This window comes from Streptomyces sp. NBC_01471, from assembly GCF_041438865.1.
Classification (GTDB): Bacteria; Actinomycetota; Actinomycetes; order Streptomycetales; family Streptomycetaceae; genus Streptomyces.
In genome coordinates, this window is sequence record NZ_CP109450.1 from 2,528,944 (window position 1) to 2,553,487 (window position 24,544).

General features: G+C 69.9%; 19 protein-coding genes. 14 read left to right on the top strand and 5 right to left on the bottom strand.

Features of this window, described 5'->3' with window-relative positions; genetic code table 11:
* The first annotated feature begins 20 nt into the window (after positions 1–20).
* The 4 genes from OG285_RS10890 to OG285_RS10905 all read left to right on the top strand — a co-directional run bounded on the left by OG285_RS10890 (position 21) and on the right by OG285_RS10905 (position 6,364).
* Complete coding sequence (locus OG285_RS10890; protein ID WP_356827345.1) at positions 21–1,040, top strand: dipeptide ABC transporter ATP-binding protein; 1,020 nt, start codon at positions 21–23, stop codon at positions 1,038–1,040.
* 453 nt (positions 1,041–1,493) lie between these two features.
* Positions 1,494–3,329 (top strand): M3 family metallopeptidase, encoded by a 1,836-nt coding sequence (locus OG285_RS10895; RefSeq protein WP_371790850.1) that lies wholly within the window; start codon positions 1,494–1,496, stop codon positions 3,327–3,329.
* Between the two features lie 206 nt (positions 3,330–3,535).
* Complete coding sequence (locus tag OG285_RS10900; RefSeq protein WP_356827347.1) at positions 3,536–4,684, top strand: ThiF family adenylyltransferase; 1,149 nt, start codon at positions 3,536–3,538, stop codon at positions 4,682–4,684.
* 414 nt (positions 4,685–5,098) lie between these two features.
* Positions 5,099–6,364, top strand: a complete 1,266-nt coding sequence (locus OG285_RS10905; RefSeq protein WP_371790851.1) for an MFS transporter — start codon at positions 5,099–5,101, stop codon at positions 6,362–6,364.
* A 7-nt stretch (positions 6,365–6,371) separates the two neighbouring features.
* Here OG285_RS10905 and OG285_RS10910 read toward each other — a convergent pair whose 3' ends face one another.
* Positions 6,372–6,962 (bottom strand): chloramphenicol phosphotransferase CPT family protein, encoded by a 591-nt coding sequence (locus OG285_RS10910; RefSeq protein ID WP_371790852.1) that lies wholly within the window; start codon positions 6,960–6,962, stop codon positions 6,372–6,374.
* 58 nt (positions 6,963–7,020) lie between these two features.
* Between OG285_RS10910 and OG285_RS10915 the strand changes: the two genes are divergently transcribed.
* Entirely contained in the window at positions 7,021–7,482 is a 462-nt protein-coding gene (locus tag OG285_RS10915) for a GNAT family N-acetyltransferase (RefSeq protein ID WP_356827350.1), read from the top strand.
* Positions 7,483–7,597: 115 nt separating this feature from the next.
* On the opposite strand, the gene typA is transcribed toward OG285_RS10915, so the two are convergent.
* Positions 7,598–9,469: a translational GTPase TypA gene (gene typA / locus OG285_RS10920; RefSeq protein WP_356827351.1), complete on the bottom strand. Its 1,872-nt coding sequence runs from the start codon at positions 9,467–9,469 to the stop codon at positions 7,598–7,600.
* A gap of 351 nt (positions 9,470–9,820) precedes the next feature.
* Complete coding sequence (locus OG285_RS10925; protein WP_371790853.1) at positions 9,821–12,037, bottom strand: ABC transporter family substrate-binding protein; 2,217 nt, start codon at positions 12,035–12,037, stop codon at positions 9,821–9,823.
* 339 nt (positions 12,038–12,376) lie between these two features.
* Here OG285_RS10925 and OG285_RS10930 point away from each other — a divergent pair, with 339 nt between their 5' ends.
* The 5 genes from OG285_RS10930 to OG285_RS10950 all read left to right on the top strand — a co-directional run bounded on the left by OG285_RS10930 (position 12,377) and on the right by OG285_RS10950 (position 17,615).
* Positions 12,377–12,691 (top strand): hypothetical protein, encoded by a 315-nt coding sequence (locus tag OG285_RS10930; RefSeq protein ID WP_356827353.1) that lies wholly within the window; start codon positions 12,377–12,379, stop codon positions 12,689–12,691.
* Positions 12,692–12,722: 31 nt separating this feature from the next.
* Entirely contained in the window at positions 12,723–13,547 is an 825-nt protein-coding gene (locus tag OG285_RS10935) for a hypothetical protein (RefSeq protein WP_371790854.1), read from the top strand.
* A gap of 14 nt (positions 13,548–13,561) precedes the next feature.
* On the top strand, positions 13,562–15,532 hold the full coding sequence (locus OG285_RS10940; RefSeq protein ID WP_371790855.1) for a fumarate reductase/succinate dehydrogenase flavoprotein subunit: 1,971 nt from the start codon (positions 13,562–13,564) through the stop codon (positions 15,530–15,532).
* A complete protein-coding gene (locus tag OG285_RS10945) occupies positions 15,529–16,299 on the top strand; it encodes a succinate dehydrogenase/fumarate reductase iron-sulfur subunit (protein ID WP_356827356.1) in 771 nt (256 codons plus the stop codon). Before OG285_RS10940 ends, OG285_RS10945 begins: the two co-directional genes overlap by 4 nt.
* 191 nt (positions 16,300–16,490) lie before the next feature.
* Entirely contained in the window at positions 16,491–17,615 is a 1,125-nt protein-coding gene (locus OG285_RS10950) for a LacI family DNA-binding transcriptional regulator (protein WP_371793500.1), read from the top strand.
* A 17-nt stretch (positions 17,616–17,632) separates the two neighbouring features.
* On the opposite strand, the gene OG285_RS10955 is transcribed toward OG285_RS10950, so the two are convergent.
* The gene (locus OG285_RS10955) at positions 17,633–18,655 is read right to left on the bottom strand and encodes an acetylxylan esterase (protein ID WP_371790856.1); all 1,023 of its coding nucleotides are present in this window, start codon (positions 18,653–18,655) and stop codon (positions 17,633–17,635) included.
* Between the two features lie 268 nt (positions 18,656–18,923).
* Between OG285_RS10955 and OG285_RS10960 the strand changes: the two genes are divergently transcribed.
* The 4 genes from OG285_RS10960 to OG285_RS10975 all read left to right on the top strand — a co-directional run bounded on the left by OG285_RS10960 (position 18,924) and on the right by OG285_RS10975 (position 23,283).
* Positions 18,924–20,168: a sugar ABC transporter substrate-binding protein gene (locus OG285_RS10960; RefSeq protein ID WP_371790857.1), complete on the top strand. Its 1,245-nt coding sequence runs from the start codon at positions 18,924–18,926 to the stop codon at positions 20,166–20,168.
* A 5-nt stretch (positions 20,169–20,173) separates the two neighbouring features.
* Positions 20,174–21,169 carry a carbohydrate ABC transporter permease gene (locus OG285_RS10965; RefSeq protein WP_371790858.1) on the top strand — a complete coding sequence of 332 codons (996 nt, stop codon included), beginning with the start codon at positions 20,174–20,176 and terminating at the stop codon, positions 21,167–21,169.
* Positions 21,166–22,014 (top strand): carbohydrate ABC transporter permease, encoded by an 849-nt coding sequence (locus tag OG285_RS10970; RefSeq protein WP_356827359.1) that lies wholly within the window; start codon positions 21,166–21,168, stop codon positions 22,012–22,014. Before OG285_RS10965 ends, OG285_RS10970 begins: the two co-directional genes overlap by 4 nt.
* A gap of 69 nt (positions 22,015–22,083) precedes the next feature.
* Positions 22,084–23,283, top strand: coding sequence for a glycoside hydrolase family 1 protein (locus tag OG285_RS10975; RefSeq protein WP_371790859.1), 1,200 nt, complete (start codon positions 22,084–22,086; stop codon positions 23,281–23,283).
* A gap of 111 nt (positions 23,284–23,394) precedes the next feature.
* Here OG285_RS10975 and OG285_RS10980 read toward each other — a convergent pair whose 3' ends face one another.
* On the bottom strand, positions 23,395–24,438 hold the full coding sequence (locus OG285_RS10980) for a hypothetical protein (protein WP_371790860.1): 1,044 nt from the start codon (positions 24,436–24,438) through the stop codon (positions 23,395–23,397).
* Positions 24,439–24,544: the final 106 nt, after the last annotated feature.

The window sequence follows — 24,544 nt, forward strand, 5'->3', positions numbered from 1 at the left end:
CCAAAGGGAAACGAACGAACATGACCACCGACACCCCCCTGCTCGAAGTCACCGGCCTGACCAAGTACTTCCCGGTGATGGGCGGCTTCCCGTTCAAGCGCAAGGTCGCGGACGTCCAAGCGGTCGACGGCCTCGACTTCACCGTCCACCAGGGCGAATCGCTCGGCCTGGTGGGCGAGTCCGGCTGCGGCAAGTCCACCACCGGGCGGCTGATAACCCGCCTGATGGAGCCCACGGCCGGCAAGATCACGTACCAGGGCAAGGACATCACGCACGCCTCCCGCAAGGAACTGGCGCCGGTCCGCTCCGAGATCCAGATGATCTTCCAGGACCCGTACTCCTCGCTCAACCCCCGTCAGACCGTCGGCAAGATCGTCGGCGGCCCGATGGAGGTCAACAACATCAATCCCAAGGGCGGCCGGGAACACCGGATCCGTGAGCTCCTGGAGATCGTGGGTCTCAACCCGGAGCACTACAACCGCTTCCCGCACGAGTTCTCCGGCGGCCAGCGCCAGCGCATCGGCGTCGCCCGCGCCCTCGCCCTGGAACCCAAGCTCATCGTCGCCGACGAGCCGGTCTCCGCACTCGACGTCTCCATCCAGGCCCAGGTCGTCAACCTCCTTCAGAAGCTCCAGAAGGAGATGGGGATCTCCTTCCTCTTCATCGCCCACGACCTGGCGATCGTCCGGCACTTCTCGCACCGCGTCGCCGTCATGTACCTCGGCAAGATCGTCGAGGTCGCCGACCGCGAGACGCTCTACAGCGCACCGCGGCACCCGTACACCCGGGCGCTGCTCTCTGCCGTCCCGGAGGCCACGGTCGCCGACGAGGGCACGGAGAAGGAGGACAACCGCATCCGGCTGGTCGGCGACGTCCCGTCGCCGCTGAACCCGCCGAGCGGCTGCCGGTTCCGTACGCGCTGCTGGAAGGCCACCGAGAAGTGCGCCACCGACGAGCCGCCGCTCGTCCAGCTGACCGACAGCAAGCCCGGTCACCTCACGGCGTGCCACTTCCCCGAGGAGCCCCCGGCCGCGGCCTGACGGCCCCCCTGGCAGCCTTGGCGGCCTCTCCTGGCCCGCGCGCTCCCGACAGCGCCCCGCACCAGCCCGTGCGGGGCGCTGTGCTGTGCTGTGCTGTGCCGTGCCGGGGCCGCACGGCTGCGGGCACGGCCACGGGCACAGCCCGTTCTTCCCGGGCGTACGGCTGTGGGGCCGGCCGGAGCAGGACTACGTTCCGGAGTCACAATACGGACATCAGGGAGATTACCCGGGCGAGTTGTGACACTCGGTGAAATCAAAAGCCGGTCCATAACAGCGGCCCCCAGCTTTTCCGCGACGGGTACTTGACGCCCGCGCAACCCCCTGCCTACTGTCCTCCTGCCGCCGCTTGATATTTCAGTCAGCCGTGCGGAGATCCCCCAAGTCACTCTCTCTGTTTTTCTGTTCTCGGCAATCGTCGGACGGCCAGCACGGATGGGCTTGAAAGGAGGATCGATGTCGGCGCACGGCAAAAAGCCACTCACTCTGGATTCCCTGTCGGATTCCACTGCACCGCGCTGGGACATCGCTTCCCTCTTCCCTGACCCGCAGTCCGCGGCGGTGGACGAATTACTGGGCGAGCCGCTCCGTGAGGCGCAGAAAATAGCAGCCGACTACACCGGCGTGCTGGCCGGTCTGGACGCGGAGTCCTTACGGGTCGCCATCCAGCGGTACGAGAACTGCGTCGCGCGGATCCAGGAAGCCTCCTGCTACGGCGAGCTCCTCCGGACGGACGTCGCGCTGCGCCCACGGGCGGTCGCCCTGCTGTCCCGCTGCGACCGGGCGTGGGCGGAACTGGCCTCGACCCTGGCCTTCTTCGAAACGGAACTGGGCACCCGGACATCCGAGGCACCGGACGACCTGGGCCCCTACATGAACTTCGTCGGTAAGGTGCGGGCCGGAAGCTCCGGAAACCTTTCTGACGTGCAGGAATCCATTCTTGCCCAGCTGCTGCCGACGGGCGGGGAGGGCTGGGAACGGCTGTCCCAGCAGCTGCTGCGCGCCATCTCGGTCGACCTGGACGGCGCTTCGCACAGCATCGCGGAGACGGTGCCCCGCCTGTACGAGGCGGACCGCGAAGCCCGGCTGGCGACCCACGCGGCCATCGGAGCCGCCCTCGCCGACCAGGCGGAACTGCGTGCCTTCGCCCTGTCGATGACGGTGGCGGACAGCGAGACCCGGGCGGGGATCCGCGGCACGGACTGGCTGCGCGAACGCCGCCTGTTCGACCAGGTGACCCGGGCGGAGCTCGACGCACTGCTGGCGGCGTCGGACGAATGCCTTCCGCTTATCCACTCCTATTACGCCCTGAAGCGAGAAATCCTGGGAGTCGACGACTTTGCCGACTACGACAGGTACGCACCCGTCGGCCCGGCCTCGCCAGAAATAACGTGGGCAGCGGCCGTACACGCGGCGATATCGGTGATGGAATCCATATCACCGGCGGCTGCCGAGCTGTCCCGCACGATGTTCGAGAACGGCAGAATCGACGCGGCACCTCGCCCCGGTAAGGGCAGGAGCGCCTACACCCAGTCCATTCCGGGGCAGCTCCCCTGCATTTCCATGAATTTCCGCGGAAATCCCAGGGACGTGCTGACTCTCGTCCATGAGACCGGGCACGCCGTCTACCTTCAGCTCGCCGCGGGGCAGCCCTACCTGGCGGCCACCCCGGCCCCCGTCATGGCCGAGACCTTCGCGTTGTTCTGCGAGGGGCTGGCCGTGCGGCAGCAACTGGCCGGTACCGCGGACCCGGCGGTGCGATTGCGGTGGCTGGCGCGCTGGCTGGAGGACCAGATGGTCGCGATCGGCCGTCATGCGGCGCTGCACCGTTTCGAGGTCGCCCTGCACGACCGGGTGCGCGACGGTGCGGAGCTCGACGCGGCGCACATCGGCGCGCTGTGGACCGAGGGGCAGCGCCGGCTCTACGGCCCCGCGGTGCGGCTGACCGAGGGGTACGGCCTGTGGTGGAGCTATCTGGATTCCCTCTTCACCGCCCCCGGTTCGAACTACGCCTACGTCTACGGCCAGTTGTCCGCGCTCACCCTGCTGCGCCACTTCGAGGCCGATCCGCACGGCGTCGGCTCCCGGCTGACGGCGATGCTGCGGCTGGGCGACACCCGGAAGCCGGCGGACCTGCTGACCCTGGTCACCGGTGACCCCGGCCGTACCTGGCACGACGCGCTCGCACAGCTCACGCTCTCGCTGGACGAGCTGCGCGCCCTCACAGACTTCCGTTCCCCGCACCCCGCGGGCAGCGGGAAATCCACGCCCCGAGGGGCCCGAAGGAGGTGATCCACATGTCCGTTGCCATGACGACCCGTAAGGCCAGCATCGCCGGCCAGGCGAACGAGGGCTGAGCCCTCACGTGAGGGGCACCTGACCCCTCACTGTCTACGACTCCGCGGGTGGGCGCGCCAATCGCCCACCCGCGGAGGTCCCTTGGACGGTCCGGCCCTCCGGCCCGTCGCACGCATCAGTATCGCGGAAGGAAGACGACGATGCCCCCCGCCGAGACACGCAGGCCCCAGCTCAAGCACACCTCGCCCACCTTCGGCTCGGGTGACACGGTCTTCATCGGCGGCTACGGCGAGGTGACCGAGATCGCCGACCCGACGGGAGCCATCCGCCGGCTCCTTCAGCTGCTGGACGGCACGCGCACCACCGGCGAGGTGCATCAGGCGCTGAGCGCCGATTTCCCCGAGGTCACGCGCCAGGACGTCGACGAGGCGGTGGCCCAGTTCGACGAGGCCCAGTTCCTGCTGGACGCCCAGCTTTCCTCGGACGGTGTCCTCGAAGCGCATGAACTGAAGCGCTGGGAACGCAACATCAACTTCTTCGGTTCGTTCGCGCGGATGGACCAGAACAAGTACGAGCAGCAGCGCAAGCTCCGCGACTGCCGGGTCACCCTGCTCGGGCTGGGCGGCCTGGGCTCCCACATCCTGCTGGACATGGCCGCGATGGGGATCGGGCACGTGCGGGCCGTGGAGTTCGACCGGGTGGAGCTGTCGAACCTCAACCGGCAGATCCTGTACCGGGAATCCGACATCGGGCAGCAGAAGCTGCACCTGGCAGTGGAGCGGGTGAAGCAGTTCAACCCGCACATCGACATCGAGCCGGTCGACCTGAAGATCGGCTCCGTCGAGGACGTCCTGCGCGTACTGGACGGGACGGACGTGGTCATCTCCGTCGCGGACCGGCCCAAGATGGAGATCGCGAACTGGGTGAACGAAGCCTGTGTGCGCGCCGGGGTACCGCTGATCACCGGCGGTCTGGAGACCCAGCGCGCCGTGTACTACACCATGCTGCCGGGCCGGACCGGCTGCATCGAGTGCTGGCGGCGCCAGACCTTCGCCGCCGACGAAGTCGCCGCACAACTCCTCGAGGAGAAGCGGGAGCGGCAGATCGGCGGGGACAACGCGGCGTTCTGCCCGCTGGTCACGATGACCACCGGATTCCTGATCGGCGAACTGACCAGGCTGGTCACGGGCATTGCTCCGCCGGTCGCCGCCGGACGGCTGATGGAACTCCGGTTCGCGGACTACGCCATGGGCGAGAGCGAGCGCTGGGAGCGGCAGAGCGACTGCCCCGTGTGCGGCACCGCGGCCGACTCCAGCCCGCAGGTGGCCGGTCTGGCCGCGTCGCGCTGATCCAGCGGCGGGAGCCCTCCGCCCGGTTGTGGTCCCACCGGGTTGCCCCACTACCCGGTTGCCCTACTACCCAGTTGTCCCTCCTGGTTTCCCCACCACCCGGTTGTCCGGCCCTCCTGTTGTCCCGTCGCCCTGTTGTCCCCTCGCCCTGTTGTCCTACAACTGGGTTGCCCCGTACCCGCCGAACCGTCAGGGCGGCCCGCTGCTCCCGCTGCCGCCGGAGGGCTGCCCGGGGCCGGGATCGGGATCGGGGGATCGGGGCCGGACACCGCCTGTCGGGGCCCGGAAATATATAGAGTGTCGCCCGGCCCTCGCTGTCAGTGACCGCGGACGGGGCCCGGCTTCCCTGCCCAGAACTCGCTCAACTCCTGCGCATCGGCGCCGATTCGTCACGGACTCTCTGGAGAAGCGCCTGTGGGAAGTCGTTACTACACCCTGCTGACTGCCTACATCACGTCCTCGCTGGGCAACTGGCTCTACCGGCTCGCCCTGCCCCTGCTGGTCCTCAAACTCACCGGTTCAGCGCTCAGCACGGGTGCGGTCTACGCGATCGAGTACATCCCCTTCTTACTGCTGTCCCTGCCCGGCGGGGTGTTCGCCGACCGCTTCGACCGGCGCAAGATGCTCATCTTCGGTGACCTCACCGCGGCCGTCATCGCCACCGGGCTCGCCCTGGTGGTCTCGGCAGGAAGCCACGCGCTGTGGCCCATCTACCTCACGGCGTTCCTGCTGGCCTGCGTGGAGCCGGTCTACCACCCGGCGTTCCAGAGCTTCCTGCCGGAGATCGTGCCTGCCGACCGGCTCGGCCCGGCCAACAGCTGGATGCAGTCCGGCGACAACATCATGAGCATGATCGGGCCGGCCGCCGCGGGCGGTCTGGTGATGTTCCTCGGTTACGAGACCACCATCTACGTCAACGCGGCGACGTTCATCATCTCGGCCGGCGCCATCCTGCTGATCCGGCAGACCGCGGGCGGGGGCGAACGGCAGCCGCACCGCAAGGCCACCTTCGTCCAGGACATCCGGGTGGCCCTGCGCTACGTGTTCCGGCGGAACCGGGTGCTGGCCGCCGGCTCGCTGATGTTCACCGGCACCAACTTCGCGATCTGGCTGATCCAGGCCAACTTCGTCTTCTACCTGACCACTTACCGGCACCTGAGCCCGGAGGTGATCGGGGTGGTGCTGGCCGCCCAGGGCGTCGGCGCGGTGCTCGGCGCGGCGGTCGCGGGCCGTCTGGTGCAGAAGTTCGCGCCCGGCCGGATCCTGATCGCCACCACGGCGATGGCGGGTCTGGGCACCCTGCTGCTGATCCCGCTGCGCAGCCCGCTGGCCATCGGAGTCGTCTGGGGGCTGCTGTACGCGCTGGGCTCCATCAACCCGGTGGCCTGGTTCACCCTGCGCCAGAAGATCGTTCCACGGGAACTGCTCGGCCGGGTGGTCGCGACCACCCGCATGCTGGCCTTCGCCTCCATCCCGGTCTCCGCCCTTCTGGCCGGCGCCCTGGAATCGGCCTTCCACGACATGTATCTGATCATCGCTGTCGGCGCACTGCTCCGCCTGGCCATCGCCGGGCTCGCGTACCTCTCCCCGCTGCGCACCCCGGTCGAGGGCGTGATCGAAGCCGACGACGCCGGCCCCCGGTCGGCGGCCGGGGCGGCGGGCGCGGAGCAGGCCTCCTGACGCGCCGCTATGGGCTGTCCCGCAACTGCCGGAAGGCGGTCGGATGCGGGCGGACCGGCAGCAGGTCCCTGATCCGCTCCGCGCACTCCAGCGGGCTCAGCACACTGGTGTCGCATTCGATGTCGTAGAGACCGTGTGCGTGGACCTGGGCGTACTGCATGGCCGCCAGCCCCGGTGTGCGGTCCCCGCGCTCCCGCTCGCGCCGCTCCAGCTCCGGGAGCGGACAGCGGATCCCGACCAGCAGGACGTCGTCCGGGACGAAGACGGAGAGGCAGTCGGCCGGCCGCCAGCTCTGGCTGAGCACATGGTCCACGACGATGTTGTTCCCGCCGGCCGCCATGCCCGTGGCGGCCCGGTGGAATCCGCGGGCGGTGCTGTCGATGACTTCCTGGAACTCGTGCGGCAGGATCTCCCGCTCCGAACGCATCGCGTGGAAGGCGTCCACCGGGAAGTGGAAGTACCGGCCGTCCAGGATGCGCAGCAGCTCGGTGGCGATGCTGGACTTCCCCGAACTGGACGTCCCGTTCAGGAAGATGACCGTGCCGCCGCGGGGCACATGCGTACGGTTGGGGCTGCGCTGACCGTTGCCGCTGCTCATCCGCTCACCCAACAGGGCGGGCTCCGGCCCCGCAATCCGTCTGTGTTTCGATTCTCCGATGACCGCTCACGTACGCCCCCGCCGGGACGCGGATCTGGCCGCCTGCGTCCGCATACTCACCGACGTACACGCCAGGGACAGCTACCCCCTCAACTGGCCCGCCGACCCCGTCGGCTGGCTCACGCCGGACGGCCTGCTCGGCGTCTGGGTGGGCGAACTCGGCGGAGAGGTGGCGGGGCACGCGGTGCTGTCACCGGGCGACGAACCGGGCACCTGCCAGGTGAAGCGGCTGTACGTCTCTCCGGCCGCACGCGGGCACCGCATCGGTGAGCTGCTGATGATCCGGCTCACGGCCACGGCAAGGGAGTCGGGGCTGTGCCCGCTCCTGGACGTGGTCACCACCAACACCACGGCGGTCGCGCTGTACGAACGCCTGGGATGGATCCGCACGGCCACCGTGCACGCGGACTGGACTCCGGATCCCGCGGTGATGATGCACCAGTACCGGGGGCCTGCCTGACGCGGGACCCGGCGGGAAGGGAAGCCGGAGCACAGACGCCCGGCCCCACACCGCGAGCGGTGTGGGGCCGGGCGTCACGGGCCACCAGGACCCGGTCCGGCAGTGCCAGAGGGCGTCAGCGCTTGGCGCGCGAGGCGCTGCGGCCGCGCTCCTTCTGGTCCAGGACGACCTTGCGGATGCGCACGGTCTCCGGGGTCACCTCGATGCACTCGTCGTCGCGGCAGAACTCCAGCGACTGCTCCAGCGACAGCTTCCTGGCGGGCACCACGTTCTCCGTGGTGTCCGCGGAGGCGGCACGCATGTTGGTGAGCTTCTTCTCCTTGGTGATGTTCACGTCCATGTCGTCGGCGCGCGAGTTCTCACCGATGATCATGCCCTCGTAGACCTCCGTGGTGGCCTCCGTGAAGATGACACCGCGCTCCTGGAGGTTGACCATCGCGAACGGCGTCACGACGCCCGCGCGGTCCGCGACGAGCGAACCGTTGTGGCGGGTACGCAGGTCACCGAACCACGGCTCGTGGCCCTCGAAGATCGAGTGCGCGATGCCGGTGCCGCGGGTCTGCGTGAGGAACTCCGTACGGAAGCCGATCAGGCCGCGGGACGGGACGATCCACTCCATGCGGACCCAGCCCGAACCGTGGTTCGTCATGGTCTCCATACGGCCCTTGCGGGTCGCCATCAGCTGGGTGATGGCGCCGAGGTGCTCCTCGGGCGAGTCGATCGTCATGCGCTCGATCGGCTCGTGCGTCTTGCCGTCGATCTGCTTGGTGACGACCTCCGGCTTGCCGACGGTCAGCTCGAAGCCCTCGCGGCGCATCTGCTCGACCAGGATGGCGAGCGCCAGCTCACCACGGCCCTGGACCTCCCAGGCGTCGGGGCGCTCGGTGTCCAGGACGCGGAGCGAGACGTTACCGACCAGCTCACGGTCCAGACGGTCCTTGATCTGCCGGGCGGTGACCTTGTGGCCCTTGCCGCCCTTGCCGACCAGCGGCGAGGTGTTCGCACCGATGGTCATCGAGATGGCCGGCTCGTCCACCGTGATCAGCGGCAGCGCGATCGGGTTCTCCGGGTCGGCCAGCGTCTCGCCGATCATGATGTCCGGGATACCGGCGATCGCGCAGATGTCGCCCGGGCCGGCCTTCTCGGCGGGCTTGCGGGTGAGCGCCTCGGTCATCAGCAGTTCGGTGATGCGGACGTTGGAGATCGTCCCGTCGCGCTTGATCCACGCGACGGTCTGGCCCTTGCGCAGCTCGCCCTGCTCGACGCGGCAGAGCGCGATACGGCCGAGGAAGTTGTCCGCGTCGAGGTTGGTGACGTGGGCCTGGAGCGGGGCGTCCGCGTCGTACTCCGGCGCCGGGACGCTGGAGAGGATCGTGGAGAAGAACGGCTCCAGGTTGTCGCTGTCCTGCGGGACGGTGCCGTCCGCGGGCTTGGTCAGCGAGGCGACGCCGTCACGGGCGCACGCGTAGACGATCGGGAACTCGATCTGGTCCTCGTCGGCGTCCAGGTCCAGGAAGAGGTCGTACGTCTCGTTGACGATCTCGTCGATCCGGGAGTCCGGACGGTCCGTCTTGTTCACGCAGAGGATGACCGGCAGCTTGGCGTCCAGGGCCTTGCGGAGCACGAAGCGGGTCTGGGGCAGCGGTCCCTCGGAGGCGTCGACGAGGAGAACGACCGCGTCCACCATCGAGAGACCGCGCTCGACCTCACCGCCGAAGTCGGCGTGGCCGGGGGTGTCGATGATGTTGATCGTGATGACGTCGCCGCCATCCTTGGGGTGGTACTTCACGGCCGTGTTCTTGGCCAGGATCGTGATGCCCTTCTCACGCTCCAGGTCGTTCGAGTCCATCATGCGGTCGTCGAGGTGCTCGGCGGCGTGCGCGGCGAAGGCGCCGGCCTGCTTGAGCATGGCGTCGACCAGGGTGGTCTTGCCGTGGTCGACGTGGGCGACGATGGCTACGTTACGGATGTCGTGGCGCGTGGGCATGGGTGGCTTGCGCTTCTCTCAGCTCGTGGGATGCGGCGTCTGTCCTGGTACGCCCGCCGGGCGGACGCGCCACGGCCAGTCCCATGGTACGGGGCCTGCGCGCCCGGGGCTTCCCGGGCGAGGGTTACCGGCCCCCGGCCCTTGCGTACCAAGGGTCGTGCGGGGGCTGGACGGGTCTCGCCGGCCGGCCTGCGGCGCGGAAAACCAGCTTGCCCGCCGGCAGGGCCGGCGGGCAAGCGGAGGAGTCAGGTCCGGATTCCGGTCACCACCCCGGATCACCGCGACGACCTGCGGTTCCGCGGAATTACGGCCGGGGTTCGGCGGGGATACGGAGTCTGTTCCGGTAGGCGCTCAGGACCTCTTGGCGGACTTCAGGAAGCCGATGTCCTGGTAGACGGGGGCGGCGAAACCGAAGGCTCCGGCGTTCGCCACACCCCGCTTGGCCGCGACGAGTTCCGGGCGCTGATAGAGCGGAATCGATCCTGCGGTGGCCCAGATATGGGCGTCGGCCTGCTTCACCAGGTCCCGCGCGGACTTCTCGTTCAGCTCGCCGGAGGCCCGGTCGAAGAGCTGGTCGATACGCTCGGTGCCGACCCGGGTGTAGTTCTGGTCGACGAGGAGCGAGCCGTCGGACGCGACACCCGGCTTGGCGTAGATCGGGCGGGCGTCCGTGGCCGGGTAGGCGGTGGCGGGCCAGGAGTAGATGGCCAGGTCGTAGTCGCCGGAAGCGATGTGGTCCTTGAAGTAACCGGCGCTGTCGACCTTGGTGACCACCGTGCGGATGCCGACCGCGTCCAGCTCCTGCGTGATCTTGGTGCCGACGCTGTTGATCACTTCCGAGCCGGGTCCCGAGGGCAGCACGAAGCGCAGGGTCAGCGGCTTGCCGTTCTTGCCGAGCACGGCGGCGGGTGCGGCGGCGGCCGGAGCCGCGGTGCCCTTGGGGGCGTACGCGCCTGCCACCTGGTGCTTCTCGTCGCCGGACGCGGCCCCGGACTTCGAGTCGTCGAGGGAGCCCGCCGAGGACTTCGACGCTTCGGGCCTGGCGGAAGCGTCGGGCTTGGAAGAAGCGTCGGACTGGGTGGACGCTTCGGGCTTCGCGGACTCCTGGGGTTTGCCGGAAGCGTCCGGCCTGCCGGACTCCGCGGGTGTGCCCGATGCGTCCGGCTTGCTTCCCGCCTTGGTGCCCTGGCCCGTCCCGCGCGCACCCCCGGCCGTCCAGCCCGCGTCCGCCAGCAGCGCCTGGGCCTGCCGCGGGTCGTGGCCGCCGACGGCGCCGCTGTTGTCCGCGTAGTCCTCCTGGCCCGCCAGCGCCAGATGGCTGCCGGGCGGCAGGGCGGGCAGCCCGAGCGGCTTCAGCACGTCGGACGCGATCTCCTTGCGGTCCAGCGCCCGGGCGACCGCCCGGCGCACCCGCTCGTCCGCGAGCGGGCCCGAGCTGCCGTTCATGGCCAGCTGGGTGAAGGCGGGCTCCAGGGACTTGCGGACCACATAGCCGTGCAGGGCCGCCTGCTGCCGGGCGTACTCCTGGCGGTCCTTGCGGGTCTGCTCGGCCGCCCGGCTCGCCGCCTCCTCTGCCTCCGGGCCGTCCGCGCCGTGCGCCGCCGCCCAGTTCAGCAGGGCGTCGGCCGGCTGCACCTCGCTGCCCGGGCCGTGGGTCAGCGGCTGCCCGTTGTTCCCGTCCTTGTCCGCCAGGGTGATCCGGCCGGCATCCGGTCCGCCGATGTCCGCCAGGTCGAGGGAGCCCGCGGCGAGGGCCGCGGTGCGCTCCTCGGCCGGTACGGCGGTCAGGACGAGCGAGTCGAGCTTGGCCGGCTGCCCCCACCAGTGCGGGTTGCGGACCAGCGTGACCTGCTTGGCGCCCGTGTCCACACGCTTGACGCCGAACGGCCCGGCCGTCGCCGCGAGCGTCTTGCGCGCCCCGTCGTTGAAGGTGTCCGGGGTGCTCATGACCTCCTTCGGGTACAGCGGGGTGAAGAGCGAACGCCAGTCCGCGTAGGGCTTGTTGAAGGTGACCTCGACCTCCAGGTCGTCCTTGCCCTTCTCGATCTTCTCGATCCGGTCGTACCCGGCGTTGCGCGCGGTCCAGAACCCCGAGTCCCTGCCGCTGAGCGCCCGCCACTGGGCCACGAAGTCGGGCGCCCCGATCTCCCGGCCGTTGCTCCAGACCGCCTTCTGGTTGATCCGGTACCGGACCACCTGCTTCGGCTCCTGCTTGATGACCTTGGCCGACTCCAGGTAGTCGCCGTTGAGCTGCGGCCGCCCCGAGCGGTCGAGCGTGAACAGCGAGGGCAGCACCGCGCCCGCGACCCGCGAGGTGGACGCGTCGGCGTCGGCCTGGAAGGTGTTCAGGGTGGCGGGCATCGCGTCGACCGCCCAGCGCAGGGTGCCGCCGTCGGCGACCCGGGCCCGCGACGCCGTCGCGATGTCGGGGGCCGCCGCCTTCGCACCGCTGCCGTGCTCATCGCTCGAACCGCACCCGGCCAGCACGGGCAGCGCGAGTACACCGGTGGCGAGGAGCGCGACGCTGCGACGCTTCGCTCCCCCGTGTGGGACGCCGACGTGGGACATGGCTGATACCTCCGGGGCCGACCCCGCCCACCCCTGCCGGGAACGACCCCTGCCGGGAAGGAACGTGAATCTTCGGGTTTGGTGGCATTTCATGTTGATCACACCTATGACCCCTTCACTGAAGGGGAGGCCCCGCACCGTCCGTGGGAGACACGGCGCGGCACCGCCCGAACCCCACCCGTGCGGAGCAATGGGGGGCGCTCAACCGGGCGCGCGCCGCCGGGGCGCGCCCCGGGCTCCGGCGGATCCGTCCATATCCCTTCACAAGCGCGATGTGACGCGCGACACTCTCCGACGCGCGATCGTTTGCCGTCCGCATCGGCGGAAGTGAGGCACGTCATGCCCCTGCACGACGATTTGACCGCCGCTCAGCGCTCTCTCGATGAGCTGGTCCGCTCGCTCGGCCTGCTGGAGGAGCGGCTCGGCAGCGGCCTGGAGATCCGCCGGGTCCGTACGGACGCCGGTCATCTGCGCGAGAGCCTCGCCCTGCTGCGTGACGCCGTACCGGCCGCGGGTCCCGCGGCCGGCCCCGATCTGGTCACCATCCCCGACGCCCCGTACGACACGGCCCTCTGGTCGTCCGCCGCGTCCTCCGCTGCCGCCGACTACGTGGACGACGAGGGGATCGGCGCCCGCGACCGGCACGCCCCCTGAACCCAGCTCGGCCGACGAAGTGGAGTCCCCGTTGGCAACAGGCACGGAACCCCGGCCCCGTCCCGGCACGGGCGTGCACGACGCCTCGCGCGCCGCCATCGCCGCCCGCCATCTGCGGACCGACCGCTGGTGGCTCTCACCCGCGGCCACCGCCGCCGGACTGCTCGCCTTCGTCGTCTACTCGACCTGGCGGGCCTTCGCGAACGCCGACTACTACACGGCGCCCTACGTCTCGCCCTTCTACTCACCCTGCCTGGCGCAGAAGTGCGTGCCCATGCGGCACGGACCGAACTGGGACCTCTTCGGCAGCTGGTGGGGCATCTCCCCCGCCATCCTGATCCTGGTCTTCCCGCTGGGCTTCCGGCTGACCTGCTACTACTACCGCAAGGCCTACTACCGGGGCTTCTGGGCGTCCCCGCCCGCCTGCGCGGTCGCCGAGCCGCACAAGAAGTACAGCGGGGAGACCCGCTTCCCGCTGGTCATGCAGAACATCCACCGGTACTTCTTCTACGCGGCCGTGGTCATCGCCGGAATCCTCACGTACGACACGGTGATGACCTTCCGCGACGAGCACTACCACTGGGGCCATATGGGCCTCGGCTCGGTGGTCTTCCTCGTCAACACCGCGCTGATCTGGGCGTACACCGCCTCCTGCCACTCCTGCCGGCACATCGTGGGCGGCCGGCTGAAGCACTTCTCCCGGCACCCCGTGCGCTACCGGCTATGGGGCTGGGTCAGTGCGCTGAATGCCCGTCACATGCAGCTCGCGTGGGCGTCGTTGGTCAGCATCGCGGTCGCCGACTTCTACGTCTGGCTCGTCGCTTCCGGTGTCTTCGACGATCCGAGGTTCTTCTAGATGAGGTTTTTTGGATGACGACTCAGCTCGACCGGCAGCAGTGGGACGTCGTGGTCGTGGGCGCGGGCGGTGCCGGGCTGCGCGCCGCCATCGCCGCCCGCGAACAGGGCGCCAGGACCGCCGTGATCTGCAAGTCGCTGTTCGGCAAGGCCCATACGGTCATGGCCGAGGGCGGGATCGCGGCCTCCATGGGCAATGTGAACTCGGGCGACAACTGGCAGGTGCACTTCCGCGACACCCTGCGCGGCGGGAAGTTCCTCAACCAGTGGCGGATGGCCGAACTGCACGCCCAGGAGGCCCCCGACCGGGTCTGGGAGCTGGAGACCTGGGGCGCGCTCTTCGACCGTACGCCGGAGGGGAAGATCTCCCAGCGCAACTTCGGCGGCCATGAGTACCCGCGCCTCGCGCATGTCGGTGACCGGACAGGACTGGAGCTGATCCGCACCCTCCAGCAGAAGATCGTCTCGCTCCAGCAGGAGGACGCGCGGGAATTCGGCGACCCCGAGGCGCGGTTGAAGGTCTTCCAGGAGTGCACGGTCACCCGGATCCTCACGACCGCGCCGGACGGCGGCTCCACCACGGGCGAGCGGGTCGCGGGCACCTTCTGCTACCAGCGCGAGTCGGGCCGGTTCTTCGTCCTGGAAGCGCCCAGCGTGGTCCTCGCCACCGGTGGCATGGGCAAGTCCTTCAAGGTCACCTCGAACTCCTGGGAGTACACCGGTGACGGGCACGCGCTGGCGCTGCTCGCGGGAGCGCCGCTGCTGAACATGGAGTTCGTGCAGTTCCACCCGACCGGGATGATCTGGCCGCCCTCGGTGAAGGGGCTGCTGGTCACCGAGTCGGTGCGCGGAGACGGCGGGGTGCTGCGCAACAGCGAGGGCAAGCGGTTCATGTTCGACTACGTCCCCGATGTCTTCAAGGAGAAGTACGCGGAGTCCGAGGAGGAGGGCGACCGCTGGTACGAGGACCCGGACAGCAACCGCCGCCCGCCCGAGCTGCTGCCGCGCGACGAGGTGGCCCGCGCCATCAACTCCGAGGTCAAGGCGGGCCGCGGCACACCGCACGGCGGGGTCTACCTCGACGTGTCGACGCGGATGTCCGCCGAGGTCATCAAACGCCGGCTGCCCTCCATGTACCACCAGTTCAGAGAGCTGGCCAACGTCGACATCACCGCCGAGCCGATGGAGGTCGGCCCGACCTGCCACTACGTGATGGGCGGGATCGCGGTCGACTCGGAGACCGCCGCCGCGCTCGGTGTACCGGGGCTCTACGCGGCGGGCGAGGTCGCGGGCGGGATGCACGGGTCCAACCGGCTCGGCGGGAACTCCCTCTCCGACCTGCTGGTCTTCGGCCGCCGCGCCGGGCTCCACGCGGCACGGCACGCGGCGTCGCTCACCGTACGGCCACAGGTCGACGAGGACCGGATCGACGCGGCGGCCGCCGAGGCGCTGCGCCCCTTCAGCGCGGAGAGCCCCGGTACCGGGGACGGACCGGGGGCAGCGGCCGAGAACCCGTACACCCTCCACCAGGAACTCCAGCAGACCATGAACGACCTGGTCGGCATCATCCGCCGCGAGGCCGAGATGGAACAGGCCCTGGAGAAGCTGGCGGCACTGCGGATCCGGGCCCGCCGCGCCGGGGTGGAGGGGCACCGGCAGTTCAACCCCGGCTGGCACCTCGCGCTGGATCTGCGCAACATGCTGCTGGTCAGCGAGTGCGTCGCGCGCGCCGCGCTGGAGCGGACCGAGAGCCGGGGCGGCCACACCCGCGAGGACTGGCCCGCCATGGACCGCGGCTGGCGCGGCGTCAATCTGCTGTGCCGGCTGGCCGGCCCGGCGGCGGCCGACCCGGCCCCGGCCGAGCCCGACACGGGCCAGATCGTGCTCGTCCGGAAGCAGAGCGTGCCGATCCGTCAGGACCTGCTCGCCCTCTTCGAGCGGGAAGAGCTGGTCAAGTACCTCGCCGAAGAGGAGTTGTACGAGTGAGTTCGTACGAAGCACGCTTCAGGGTCTGGCGCGGGGACGCGGCCGGCGGGGAACTGCGGGACTTCGCCGTCGAGGTGAACGACGGGGAGGTGGTCCTCGACATCATCCACCGCATCCAGGCGACCCAGGCGTCCGATCTGGCGGTCCGCTGGAACTGCAAGGCCGGCAAGTGCGGCTCGTGCAGCGCCGAGGTCAACGGGCGGCCGCGGCTCATGTGCATGACGCGGATGTCCGTCTTCGCGCGGACGGACACGATCACCGTGACCCCGCTGCGGGCCTTCCCGGTCGTCCGGGACCTGGTGACGGATGTGTCCTTCAACTACGCGAAGGCCCGGGAGGTGCCCGCCTTCGTACCGCCGGAGGGGGTGAAACCGGGCGAGTACCGGATGCAGCAGGTGGATGTGGAGCGTTCGCAGGAGTTCCGCAAGTGCATCGAGTGCTTCCTCTGCCAGGACACCTGCCATGTGGTGCGCGACCACGAGGAGAACAAGGCGGCCTTCGCCGGTCCGCGGTTCCTGATGCGGGTCGCCGAGCTGGACATGCACCCGCTGGACGCGGCGGCCGACGCGGGGCTCGACCGGAAGCGGACCGCGCAGGAGGAGCACGGACTCGGCTACTGCAACATCACCAAGTGCTGCACGGACGTCTGCCCGGAGGGCATCAAGATCACCGACAACGCCCTGATCCCGCTGAAGGAGCGGGCCGTGGACCGGAAGTACGACCCGCTGGTCTGGCTGGGGAACAAGATCGGCCGCCGCCGCGAGTGAGCACGGATGTGCGCGTGCGACCGGCCCTGCCTTGCTCACGTGCCGGGTCCGCGCCTAGGGTGAATGCGCTTTCATAGGCAGGGGACAGCCCCCGGGGCGCGGAGAGTCCGTCCGTGCGGCGCTCAGGACGCCGCACGGGCCCGGCACCGAACGAGGATCAGGCGGTCGATCGGGTGAGCACAGCCCCCACGGTGTACGACGTCGCCGAGCGGTCCGGCGTCTCCATCGCGACCGTGTCCCGGGTGTACCGGAACCCGGATTCGGTGCGGGCCCAGACCCGTGAGCGGGTGCTCGCGGCGGCCCGCGAGCTGGGGTACGTACCGAGCGGGAACGCCCGGGGACTGGCCAGCCGCTCCACCGGAGTGCTCGGGCTCTGCTTCCCCGACTACGCCGATCCTGACACCGAAACGGGACCGGACGACGAGGCCGACGACAACGCCGCGATGCTCTACTCCGACCAGATCATCCGCGGCATGGAGCGCGCCGCGCGCCGGCACGGGTACGCGCTGCTGATCGCCGCTTCCCTCAAGGGCGGCCCGGAGAGCCTGGTCGCGAAGGTGGCGGGGCGGGTCGACGGGTTCGCCGTCCTGGCCAGGACCGTGCCGACCGAGGACCTGGAGGTCATCTCGCGGCGGCTGCCGGTGGTGATGCTCGCCGGACCGCGCGAGATAGACCACCTCGACCACATCGAGGCCGCGAACTCCGACGGCCAGCGGGAGCTGACGCGCCACCTCATCGAGGACCACGGGCTGCGGCGGCTCTCCTTCATCGCGGGCGAGCGGGACTCACCGGACGCCGAGGCGCGGTTCCGCGGGTATCAGGAGGCGTGCCGGACGGCCGGTCTGCCGGTGGCCGACGAGCCCGACGTGCGGATCGCGATGATGACGCAGGCGGAGGGCGCGCGCGCCGCCGGGATGCTGCTCGACCGCGACGGCGACGGCGACCCCGGCGATGCCGGCCCGCCGCAGGCCATGCTCTTCGCCAACGACCAGATGGCGGCGGGCGCCCTGCACGCCCTGGAGCGGCGCGGGGTGCGGGTGCCCGCGGATGTGGCCGTGACGGGTTTCGACGGCATCCCGCTCAGCAGGCTGGTCCGTCCGGCCCTGACGACGGTGCGCCAGCCGATGCGGCGGATGGGCGAGGAAGCGGTCGAACGGCTGGTGCGCCGGCTCACCGGCGCGGACAGCGACGAACCGATGTCGCTGATGCTGCCGGTGACGCCCGTCTACCGGGCGAGCTGCGGCTGTGACCCGGCGGTCCTCTCCGGCCCCGCCGGCCGGACCGCTGCCGCCGACGTGGACGGTCCGGCCGTCTGAGGGGGCGGGCCGCCCCCTCAGACGTTCTGCCGCGCGAAGAACTCCCGCCTGGCCAGGGCGAGTTCGCGCACCTCCGACTCCGTACCCGGGTGCTCGAAGTGCCCTGCGGACAGCACCCTCAACTCCCTTTCCCCGGCCAGCCCGTTGAAGACCGCGAACTGCCCGGGCGGCGGCACCGCCGGGTCGAAGAGTGCCGCCGCCACCAGCACCGGGACCCGTACCCGCGTGGCCGCGGTCGCCGCGTCGAAGTACCGCAGTACGTCCGTGACGCCGGGGTGCGCACGGTGGTACGCACGGACCGACTCGCCGCTCCCCGCGCACGGCAGCGTCAGGCGCAGCGGGTGGTTGCCGAACGTCGGGACCGTCAGCTGGCCCGCCGCGAACCGCGCGTCCCAGGGCAGCGCGAGCGCCCCGAGCCCGCCGCCGAAGCTCTCCCCGAGATACCCGAGCCCGGGACCGGGAACGGGGCCGGAACCAGGACCGGGACCGGGACCGCCCCTGCGGTCCAGCTCCGGCACCAGCGCGAGCAGCGCGGACGCCGCACACCACAGGTCCGCCACGCACGCGCCGATGACATAGCTCTCCCGCGACCCGATCCCGTGCAGCACATGCGCGTCGGCCGTACCGGGGATCCCCGGCAGCAGGCTCCGGTCGCCCATGCCCCGGACGCAGGGCAGCAGCGCGGCCGAGTGCGGCAGCGGGAGAGGCACGTCGGGACCGGCGGCGTCGCGTCCGCCGTACCCGTGCCCGATGACGAAGCCGTGCTCCACCGGGCCCTCGGCGGGCAGCACCAGACGCCCGCCGATCCGTACGCCGCCGACGGAGGTGTAGCTCACGGCGAAGATCCGCACGCCGTCGCGCTCCTCCTCCAGCGGCCCGGTCTCCGGCGCCGGGTCGACCCGCAGGGCCGACGCGTACCCGGCCCGCCAGAACGCGTCGAAGTCCTCGGGCGCCGCCGGGGCCCCGACGTGCAGCAGGTCGTCCAGGGTTTGGCCGTACGCCGGGTCGAAGGGGAATTCGTGCGTGAAGTGAGCACCCATGCGCGCGACCCTAACGACCGCCGCGCCACCCCCCGGACCGCACCCCGCACCCCGTCCCGGTAAAAGCGAAATCGGTCACTATTCCTTTTAATGTGCAAACTTCCGGCATAACTTACTTAAGCCTTACCTCGCACGGCGCACCGACCGGAACACCCGTTACGCGAGTGTGACCCAGTCCCCCCTTGCCACCTTCCCGGGCCGTGCCACACAGTTATGTATGCGCTTACAGACAGCGCATACATCGGGGAAGCTCAAGGAGGAGCCGTCCATGCACCGCGCCGCCAGAACCGCATCGGCCGCCGTCGCCATCGCGTCGGCCTTCACTCTTGCCGCATGCGGCAGTTCCGGTGGCGGGAGCGTCGCCGCCGACAAGAAGCAGACGCTCACCGTGTGGGCCATGGGCGCCGAGGGCGAGAAGCTCGCGGACGTCGCGAAGGCGTACCAGAAGGCGCACCCGAACATCACCGTGAAGGTCACCCCGGTCGGCTGGGACGTCGCCCACCAGAAGCTGGTCTCGGCGGCCGCCGCCGGCACCATGCCGGACATCGCGCAGATGGGGGGCAGTTACCTGGGCGAGTTCGCCGACCTCGGCGTACTGGAGCCCGTGGACACCAAGACTTTCAAGCAGAGCGACTTCTTCCCCGCCTCCTGGAAGCAGAGCGTCGTCGACGACACGGCGTACGGCGTGCCGTGGTACGTCGACACCCGGGTGCTCTACTACCGCACCGACCTCGCGAAGAAGGCGGGCATCACCAAGGCCCCGGCCAACTGGAAGGAGATGGAGCAGCTCGCCTCCGCCTACCAGAAGAAGGCCGGTACGAAGTGGGGCCTCTACGTCCAGCCGAGCGGCCTGGACACGGTGCAGAGCTTCTACCCGTTCCTGTACTCGGCCGGCGGCGGCATCGTGGACGACAACGGCAAGATCGTCATCGACAGCCCCGCGTCGGTCCGCGCGTTCAAGGAGTACGGCTCGTACTTCAGCAAGGGCATCGTCAAGAAGAGCGTCCAGCCCGGCTACGACGTCATCAAGGACTTCGGCAACAGCTCGGTGCCGATGTTCTTCGGCGGCCCCTGGCAGACCAGCATGATCGACGAGGGTCAGCCGCAGCTCAAGGGCAAGTGGGCCGTGGCGAAGATACCCGGCGACAAGGCCTCCGTCTCGATGGCGGGCGGCTCCAGCCTGACGATCTCCAAGGACAGCGGCCACAAGGCGGCGGCGAAGGCGTTCATCTCGTACCTGACGGGCGCGAAGGGCCAGGCCGACTGGTTCGAGCGGTCGAAGGACCTGCCCGCCAACACCTCGGCGTGGAAGACCGGCGAGCTCGCCACCGACCCGGGTCTGAAGACCTACGGCGAGCAGATGAAGACGGCGCGGTCCTCGCCGGTCCAGCCCAAGTGGACCGAGATCACCTCGAAGGTCGACACGGCCATCGAGTCCGTCACCCAGGGCAAGGCGTCCGCCGAGGACGCCGCCAATAAGGCCCACTCCGACATCGAAGGCCTCGTGAAGTAGGCGACATGAGCACCACGACCGGTCCGGCCGCGGAGACGGCCGGCAAGCAGGCGGGACCGGGGACCGTGACGTCCCCGGCCGCCGGGCCTCCGAGGCGGCGGCCGGGCGGCAGGCGCCGGGCCATGGGTGTCCAGAACGCGGCGGGCTGGCTGTTCTCCACCCCGTTCCTCGTGCTGTTCAGCGTGTTCATGGCCTTCCCGATCGTCGCGACGCTCGTCATGAGCTTCACCGACTTCGGGCTGCGCAACGTCACCGACCCGCTCAGCGCGAAATTCATCGGCTTCGACAACTACACGCATCTCTTCAGCGACGACAAGTTCCTCACGTCGCTCTTCAACACCGCGTACTTCGTGGTCGCCGGGGTCCCGCTGACGATCGTCCTGGGACTCGTCGTCGCCGTCCTGCTCAACAACGGCATCGACCGGGCGCGGACGTTCTTCCGGATCGGCTTCTACGCGCCGGTGGTCACCAGCATCGTGGCCGTCGCCGTCGTGTGGCGCTTCGTGCTCGACCCCTCGGACGGCCTGATCGCGGGCCTGTTCTCCGAAGTGGGCCTGACCGCACCGGACTTCCTGGGGTCCGAGAAGCTGGCGATGCCCTCGCTGATCGCGATGGCCGTCTGGCGCAACGTCGGTACGGTCATGGTGCTCTTCATCGCCGGGCTCCAGGCGATCCCCGCCGACGTGCGGGAGGCCGCGAAGCTGGACGGCGCGGGGATGTGGCAGGAGTTCCGCCGGATCACCGTGCCGCTGCTGCGGCCGACGATGCTCTACGCGACGGTGATCACGACCATCGGCTATCTCAACGTGTTCGAGGAGCCGTTCGTGATGACGCAGGGCGGCCCTTCGGACTCGACCCTGACGGTCTCGCTGGACATGTACCGCGAGGGCTTCAACTTCTTCCACATGGGTTATGCGAGCGCGATGGCGTATGTCCTCTTCGTTGTGATCATGGGCATCACGGTGCTCCAGCTCCGACTGCTGAAGGACAACACCAAGTGAGCGACATCCGTGCCACAGGCGGCGCACGCCTGAAGAAGCCGTTCGTGTACGTGCTGCTCTCGGCCGGTCTGCTGGTCATGTCGGCGCCCTTCCTCTGGATGGCGCTCTCCGCCTTCAAGACCAACAAGGAGCTGGGCGCGAGCCCGCCGGTCTGGATCCCGGCCACCTGGACCCTGACGCACTTCAGCGAGCTGCTCGACAAGCTGGACCTGCCGCTCTACTTCCTCAACTCGGTGATCGTGGCCGTGCTGGTCACCGTCTGCAACCTGGTCTTCTGCTCGATGCTCGGCTACGCGCTCGCGAAGCTGCGGTTCGCCGGCCGCAGCAAGGTCTTCGCGCTGGTGCTCGGCGCCCTCATGGTGCCCGGCAATCTGATGCTGCTGCCGCTCTTCGTCCTGATGAGCAAGCTGCATCTGATCGACTCGTACGCGGGTCTCGTCCTGCCCTTCGCGGCGGGCGCCTTCGGGGTCTTCCTGATGCGCCAGTTCATGCAGTCGATCCCGGACGAACTGCTCGAAGCCGCCCGGATGGACGGCGCCCGCGAGTGGTACATCTTCTGGCGGATCGTGATGCCGCTGGTCAAGCCCGCCCTCGCGACCCTCTCGATCATCACCTTCCTGGGCTCCTGGAACAACTTCGTCTGGCCGCTGATCGCGACCAACGACCCCGGGAAGTACACACTCCCGGTGGCCCTGGCGACGTTCGCCACCGACCCCAACCAGTCGGCGGGCTCCAACGGCATGCTGATGGCCGGGTCCCTCCTGGTGGTGCTGCCCGTGCTGCTCGTCTTCGCCGTACTCCAGCGGCACTTCACCCAGGGCATCGCGACCGCCGGCATGAAGTAGCCGGCTCGCCCACCGGCGCACCGAGCCCCCTTCCCCCTCCCCTCACGTACGTACAAGAGAGACAGAGCGATGACGCACACCCCGACCCCGTTCCCCGAGGGCTTCCTGTGGGGGGCCTCCACCGCCGCCCACCAGATCGAGGGCAACAACACCAACAGCGACTGGTGGGCGAAGGAGCACAGCGGAACCTCGCACGTCGAGCAGCCGAGCCTGGACGCGTGCGACAGCTACCACCGCTGGCCCGAGGACATGGATCTGCTGGCCGGGCTGGGCTTCACCGACTACCGGTTCAGCATCGAGTGGGCCCGCATCGAGCCCGCCGAAGGCCACTTCTCCCGGGCCGAACTCGCGCACTACCGGCGGATGGTCGAGGGCGCGATCGAGCGCGGCCTGCGCCCGATGGTGACCCTGCACCACTTCACCGTGCCGCGCTGGTTCGAGGAGCGCGGCGGCTGGACCGCCGACGGCGCCGTCGGTCTCTTCGCCCGGTACGTGGAGGCCACCGCACCGGTCATCGGTACGGGGGTGCGCCATGTCTGCACCATCAACGAGCCGAACATGATCGCCGTGATGGCGGGGCTCGCGAAGTCCGGCAACGACGGCTTCCCGCCGGCCGGTCTGCCGACGCCAGACGCCGGGACCACGGACGCGGTCATCGCCGCCCACCACGCGGCCGTGAAGGCGGTCAAGGGCATCAACCCGGAGATCCAGGCCGGCTGGACCATCGCCAACCAGGTCTACCAGGCGCTGCCCGGCGCCGAGGACGTCACCGCCGCCTACCGCCACCCGCGCGAGGACGTCTTCATCGAGGCGGCACGCGGCGACGACTGGATCGGTGTGCAGTCCTACACCCGGACCATGATCGGCCAGGACGGCCCGATCCCGGCGCCCGACGACGCCGAGCGGACCCTGACGCAGTGGGAGTACTACCCCGCCGCCGTCGGGCACGCGCTGCGCCACACCGCGGAGATCGTGGGTGACATCCCGCTCGTGGTCACCGAGAACGGCATCGCGACCGCCGACGACGCGCGCAGGATCGACTACTACACCGGAGCGCTCAGCGCGGTGGGCGCGGCCGTCGAGGACGGCGTCAACGTCGCCGGATATCTGGCGTGGAGCGCCCTGGACAACTACGAATGGGGCTCCTACCGGCCCACCTTCGGCCTGATCTCCGTCGACCCGGAGACCTTCGCCCGTACCGCCAAGCCGTCCGCGATCTGGCTGGGCGGGCTCGGCGGCACCCGCGAGCTGCCGCGCGTCGCCTCCTGATCCGGGGGCACACCTGAACCGGGGAGCCGGCGGTCCTGACGCCGCCGGCTCCCTTCTCGGCCCGGCTCCCTCCATGGGCCGGCCGTTCCGGCCGTTCCCGCAGAAGGCCGCTCAGTTCCAGCCCTTTCGGTACGCCGTCCAGTCGGCCTCCGTCGCGGCGAAGTCGACGTACAGCGCGACCCCGAAGTGCTCCCGGTCGCGATCCTGCCGGCCGAGCGCGAGCCGCACCCCGCGCACCGCTGCCGCGGCCGTCTCGGCGGACGCGATGTGGCCGGGCTTCGTCTCGTGGTAGAAGGGCAGCCCCATCAGCAAGTCCGTTGATTCCGGGGTGACTTCGAGGGCCAGCGTGGTCTGCTCGGCGACAGCGCCGCCGTACAGGCTCTGGAGCGGCAGCGCGGTGTCGTACGACATGACGGCGATCTGGTCCACCCGGCGGGCCACCTCCCCGAAGAACTCCTGCGACCAGTACTTGGGGTGTCCGGTGAGCGCGCCCGCGACGGTGTGCAGGGCGGGCAGCGGGTCGATCTGGTGGGAGGCCACGGACAGCAGGACACCCCGGTCCCTGGTGAGGGCGCGCAGGCGGTCGAGGAGCGCCAGATAGTCGCGGTCGCCGGAGTGCAGCGGCTCCAGGTGGAAGTGCGTCCCCTCGAAGCCCGCGTCGATGATCCCGCGCGCGGAGCCGACGATCGCGCTGCGGGACGCGGCCCGGGTGAGGTCGAGGCCGTCCGCGCTCTCGGTGTCCAGCTGGTCGCCGAGCCAGGCCTGCACGCGCACGCCGGGCAGTTCGCGGTGCACGGCGCCGATGAGCCACTTCGCCCTGGTGTAGCGGGCGGGCGGCAGGGTGCCGTCGTGCTCCAGAGGCCCCGCGTGCACATAGAGGTCCCGCAGGCCGGTGCCCCGCAACCGGGCCGCGAGCGCGTCCACGTCGGTGTCCTTCTTCCGCCCGTCGACCCAGGCGTGGCCGAGCCAGAGGGCGTCCCGGCCGCGGGTGCGGGTGCCGTCGCGGTAGTCGCCCGCGTAGTCGGCCCGCAGGGCGATGCCCGCGGTGAGCACCGGGACGAGAACGAGTACGGCGATCCCGAGTGCGAACCGCTTCAGCCAGGTGTGCAGCGGTCTTCGCACCCCTCTGCCGTGCGGTGCGATCCGGATCAGCATGCCGGCCAGCATGCGCCGTATTCGGACGCCGCAGCGTCGTACCTGCACTCCTGCCCCCCACGAGCTCGTACGGTAGGCCCCACAGAGTAGCTGCGGTCGCGGGGCT

What these genes read in the sequence shown, in the direction of transcription:
- OG285_RS10890 (WP_356827345.1), top strand. Translation starts at nt 21, where the DNA reads ATGACCACCGACACCCCCCTGCTCGAAGTCACCGGCCTGACCAAGTAC.
- OG285_RS10895 (WP_371790850.1), top strand. Translation starts at nt 1,494, where the DNA reads ATGTCGGCGCACGGCAAAAAGCCACTCACTCTGGATTCCCTGTCGGAT.
- OG285_RS10900 (WP_356827347.1), top strand. Translation starts at nt 3,536, where the DNA reads ATGCCCCCCGCCGAGACACGCAGGCCCCAGCTCAAGCACACCTCGCCC.
- OG285_RS10910 (WP_371790852.1), bottom strand. Translation starts at nt 6,962, where the DNA reads ATGAGCAGCGGCAACGGTCAGCGCAGCCCCAACCGTACGCATGTGCCC.
- OG285_RS10915 (WP_356827350.1), top strand. Translation starts at nt 7,021, where the DNA reads ATGACCGCTCACGTACGCCCCCGCCGGGACGCGGATCTGGCCGCCTGC.
- typA (WP_356827351.1), bottom strand. Translation starts at nt 9,469, where the DNA reads ATGCCCACGCGCCACGACATCCGTAACGTAGCCATCGTCGCCCACGTC.
- OG285_RS10925 (WP_371790853.1), bottom strand. Translation starts at nt 12,037, where the DNA reads ATGTCCCACGTCGGCGTCCCACACGGGGGAGCGAAGCGTCGCAGCGTC.
- OG285_RS10930 (WP_356827353.1), top strand. Translation starts at nt 12,377, where the DNA reads ATGCCCCTGCACGACGATTTGACCGCCGCTCAGCGCTCTCTCGATGAG.
- OG285_RS10940 (WP_371790855.1), top strand. Translation starts at nt 13,562, where the DNA reads ATGACGACTCAGCTCGACCGGCAGCAGTGGGACGTCGTGGTCGTGGGC.
- OG285_RS10955 (WP_371790856.1), bottom strand. Translation starts at nt 18,655, where the DNA reads ATGGGTGCTCACTTCACGCACGAATTCCCCTTCGACCCGGCGTACGGC.
- OG285_RS10960 (WP_371790857.1), top strand. Translation starts at nt 18,924, where the DNA reads ATGCACCGCGCCGCCAGAACCGCATCGGCCGCCGTCGCCATCGCGTCG.
- OG285_RS10965 (WP_371790858.1), top strand. Translation starts at nt 20,174, where the DNA reads ATGAGCACCACGACCGGTCCGGCCGCGGAGACGGCCGGCAAGCAGGCG.
- OG285_RS10975 (WP_371790859.1), top strand. Translation starts at nt 22,084, where the DNA reads ATGACGCACACCCCGACCCCGTTCCCCGAGGGCTTCCTGTGGGGGGCC.
- OG285_RS10980 (WP_371790860.1), bottom strand. Translation starts at nt 24,438, where the DNA reads ATGCTGATCCGGATCGCACCGCACGGCAGAGGGGTGCGAAGACCGCTG.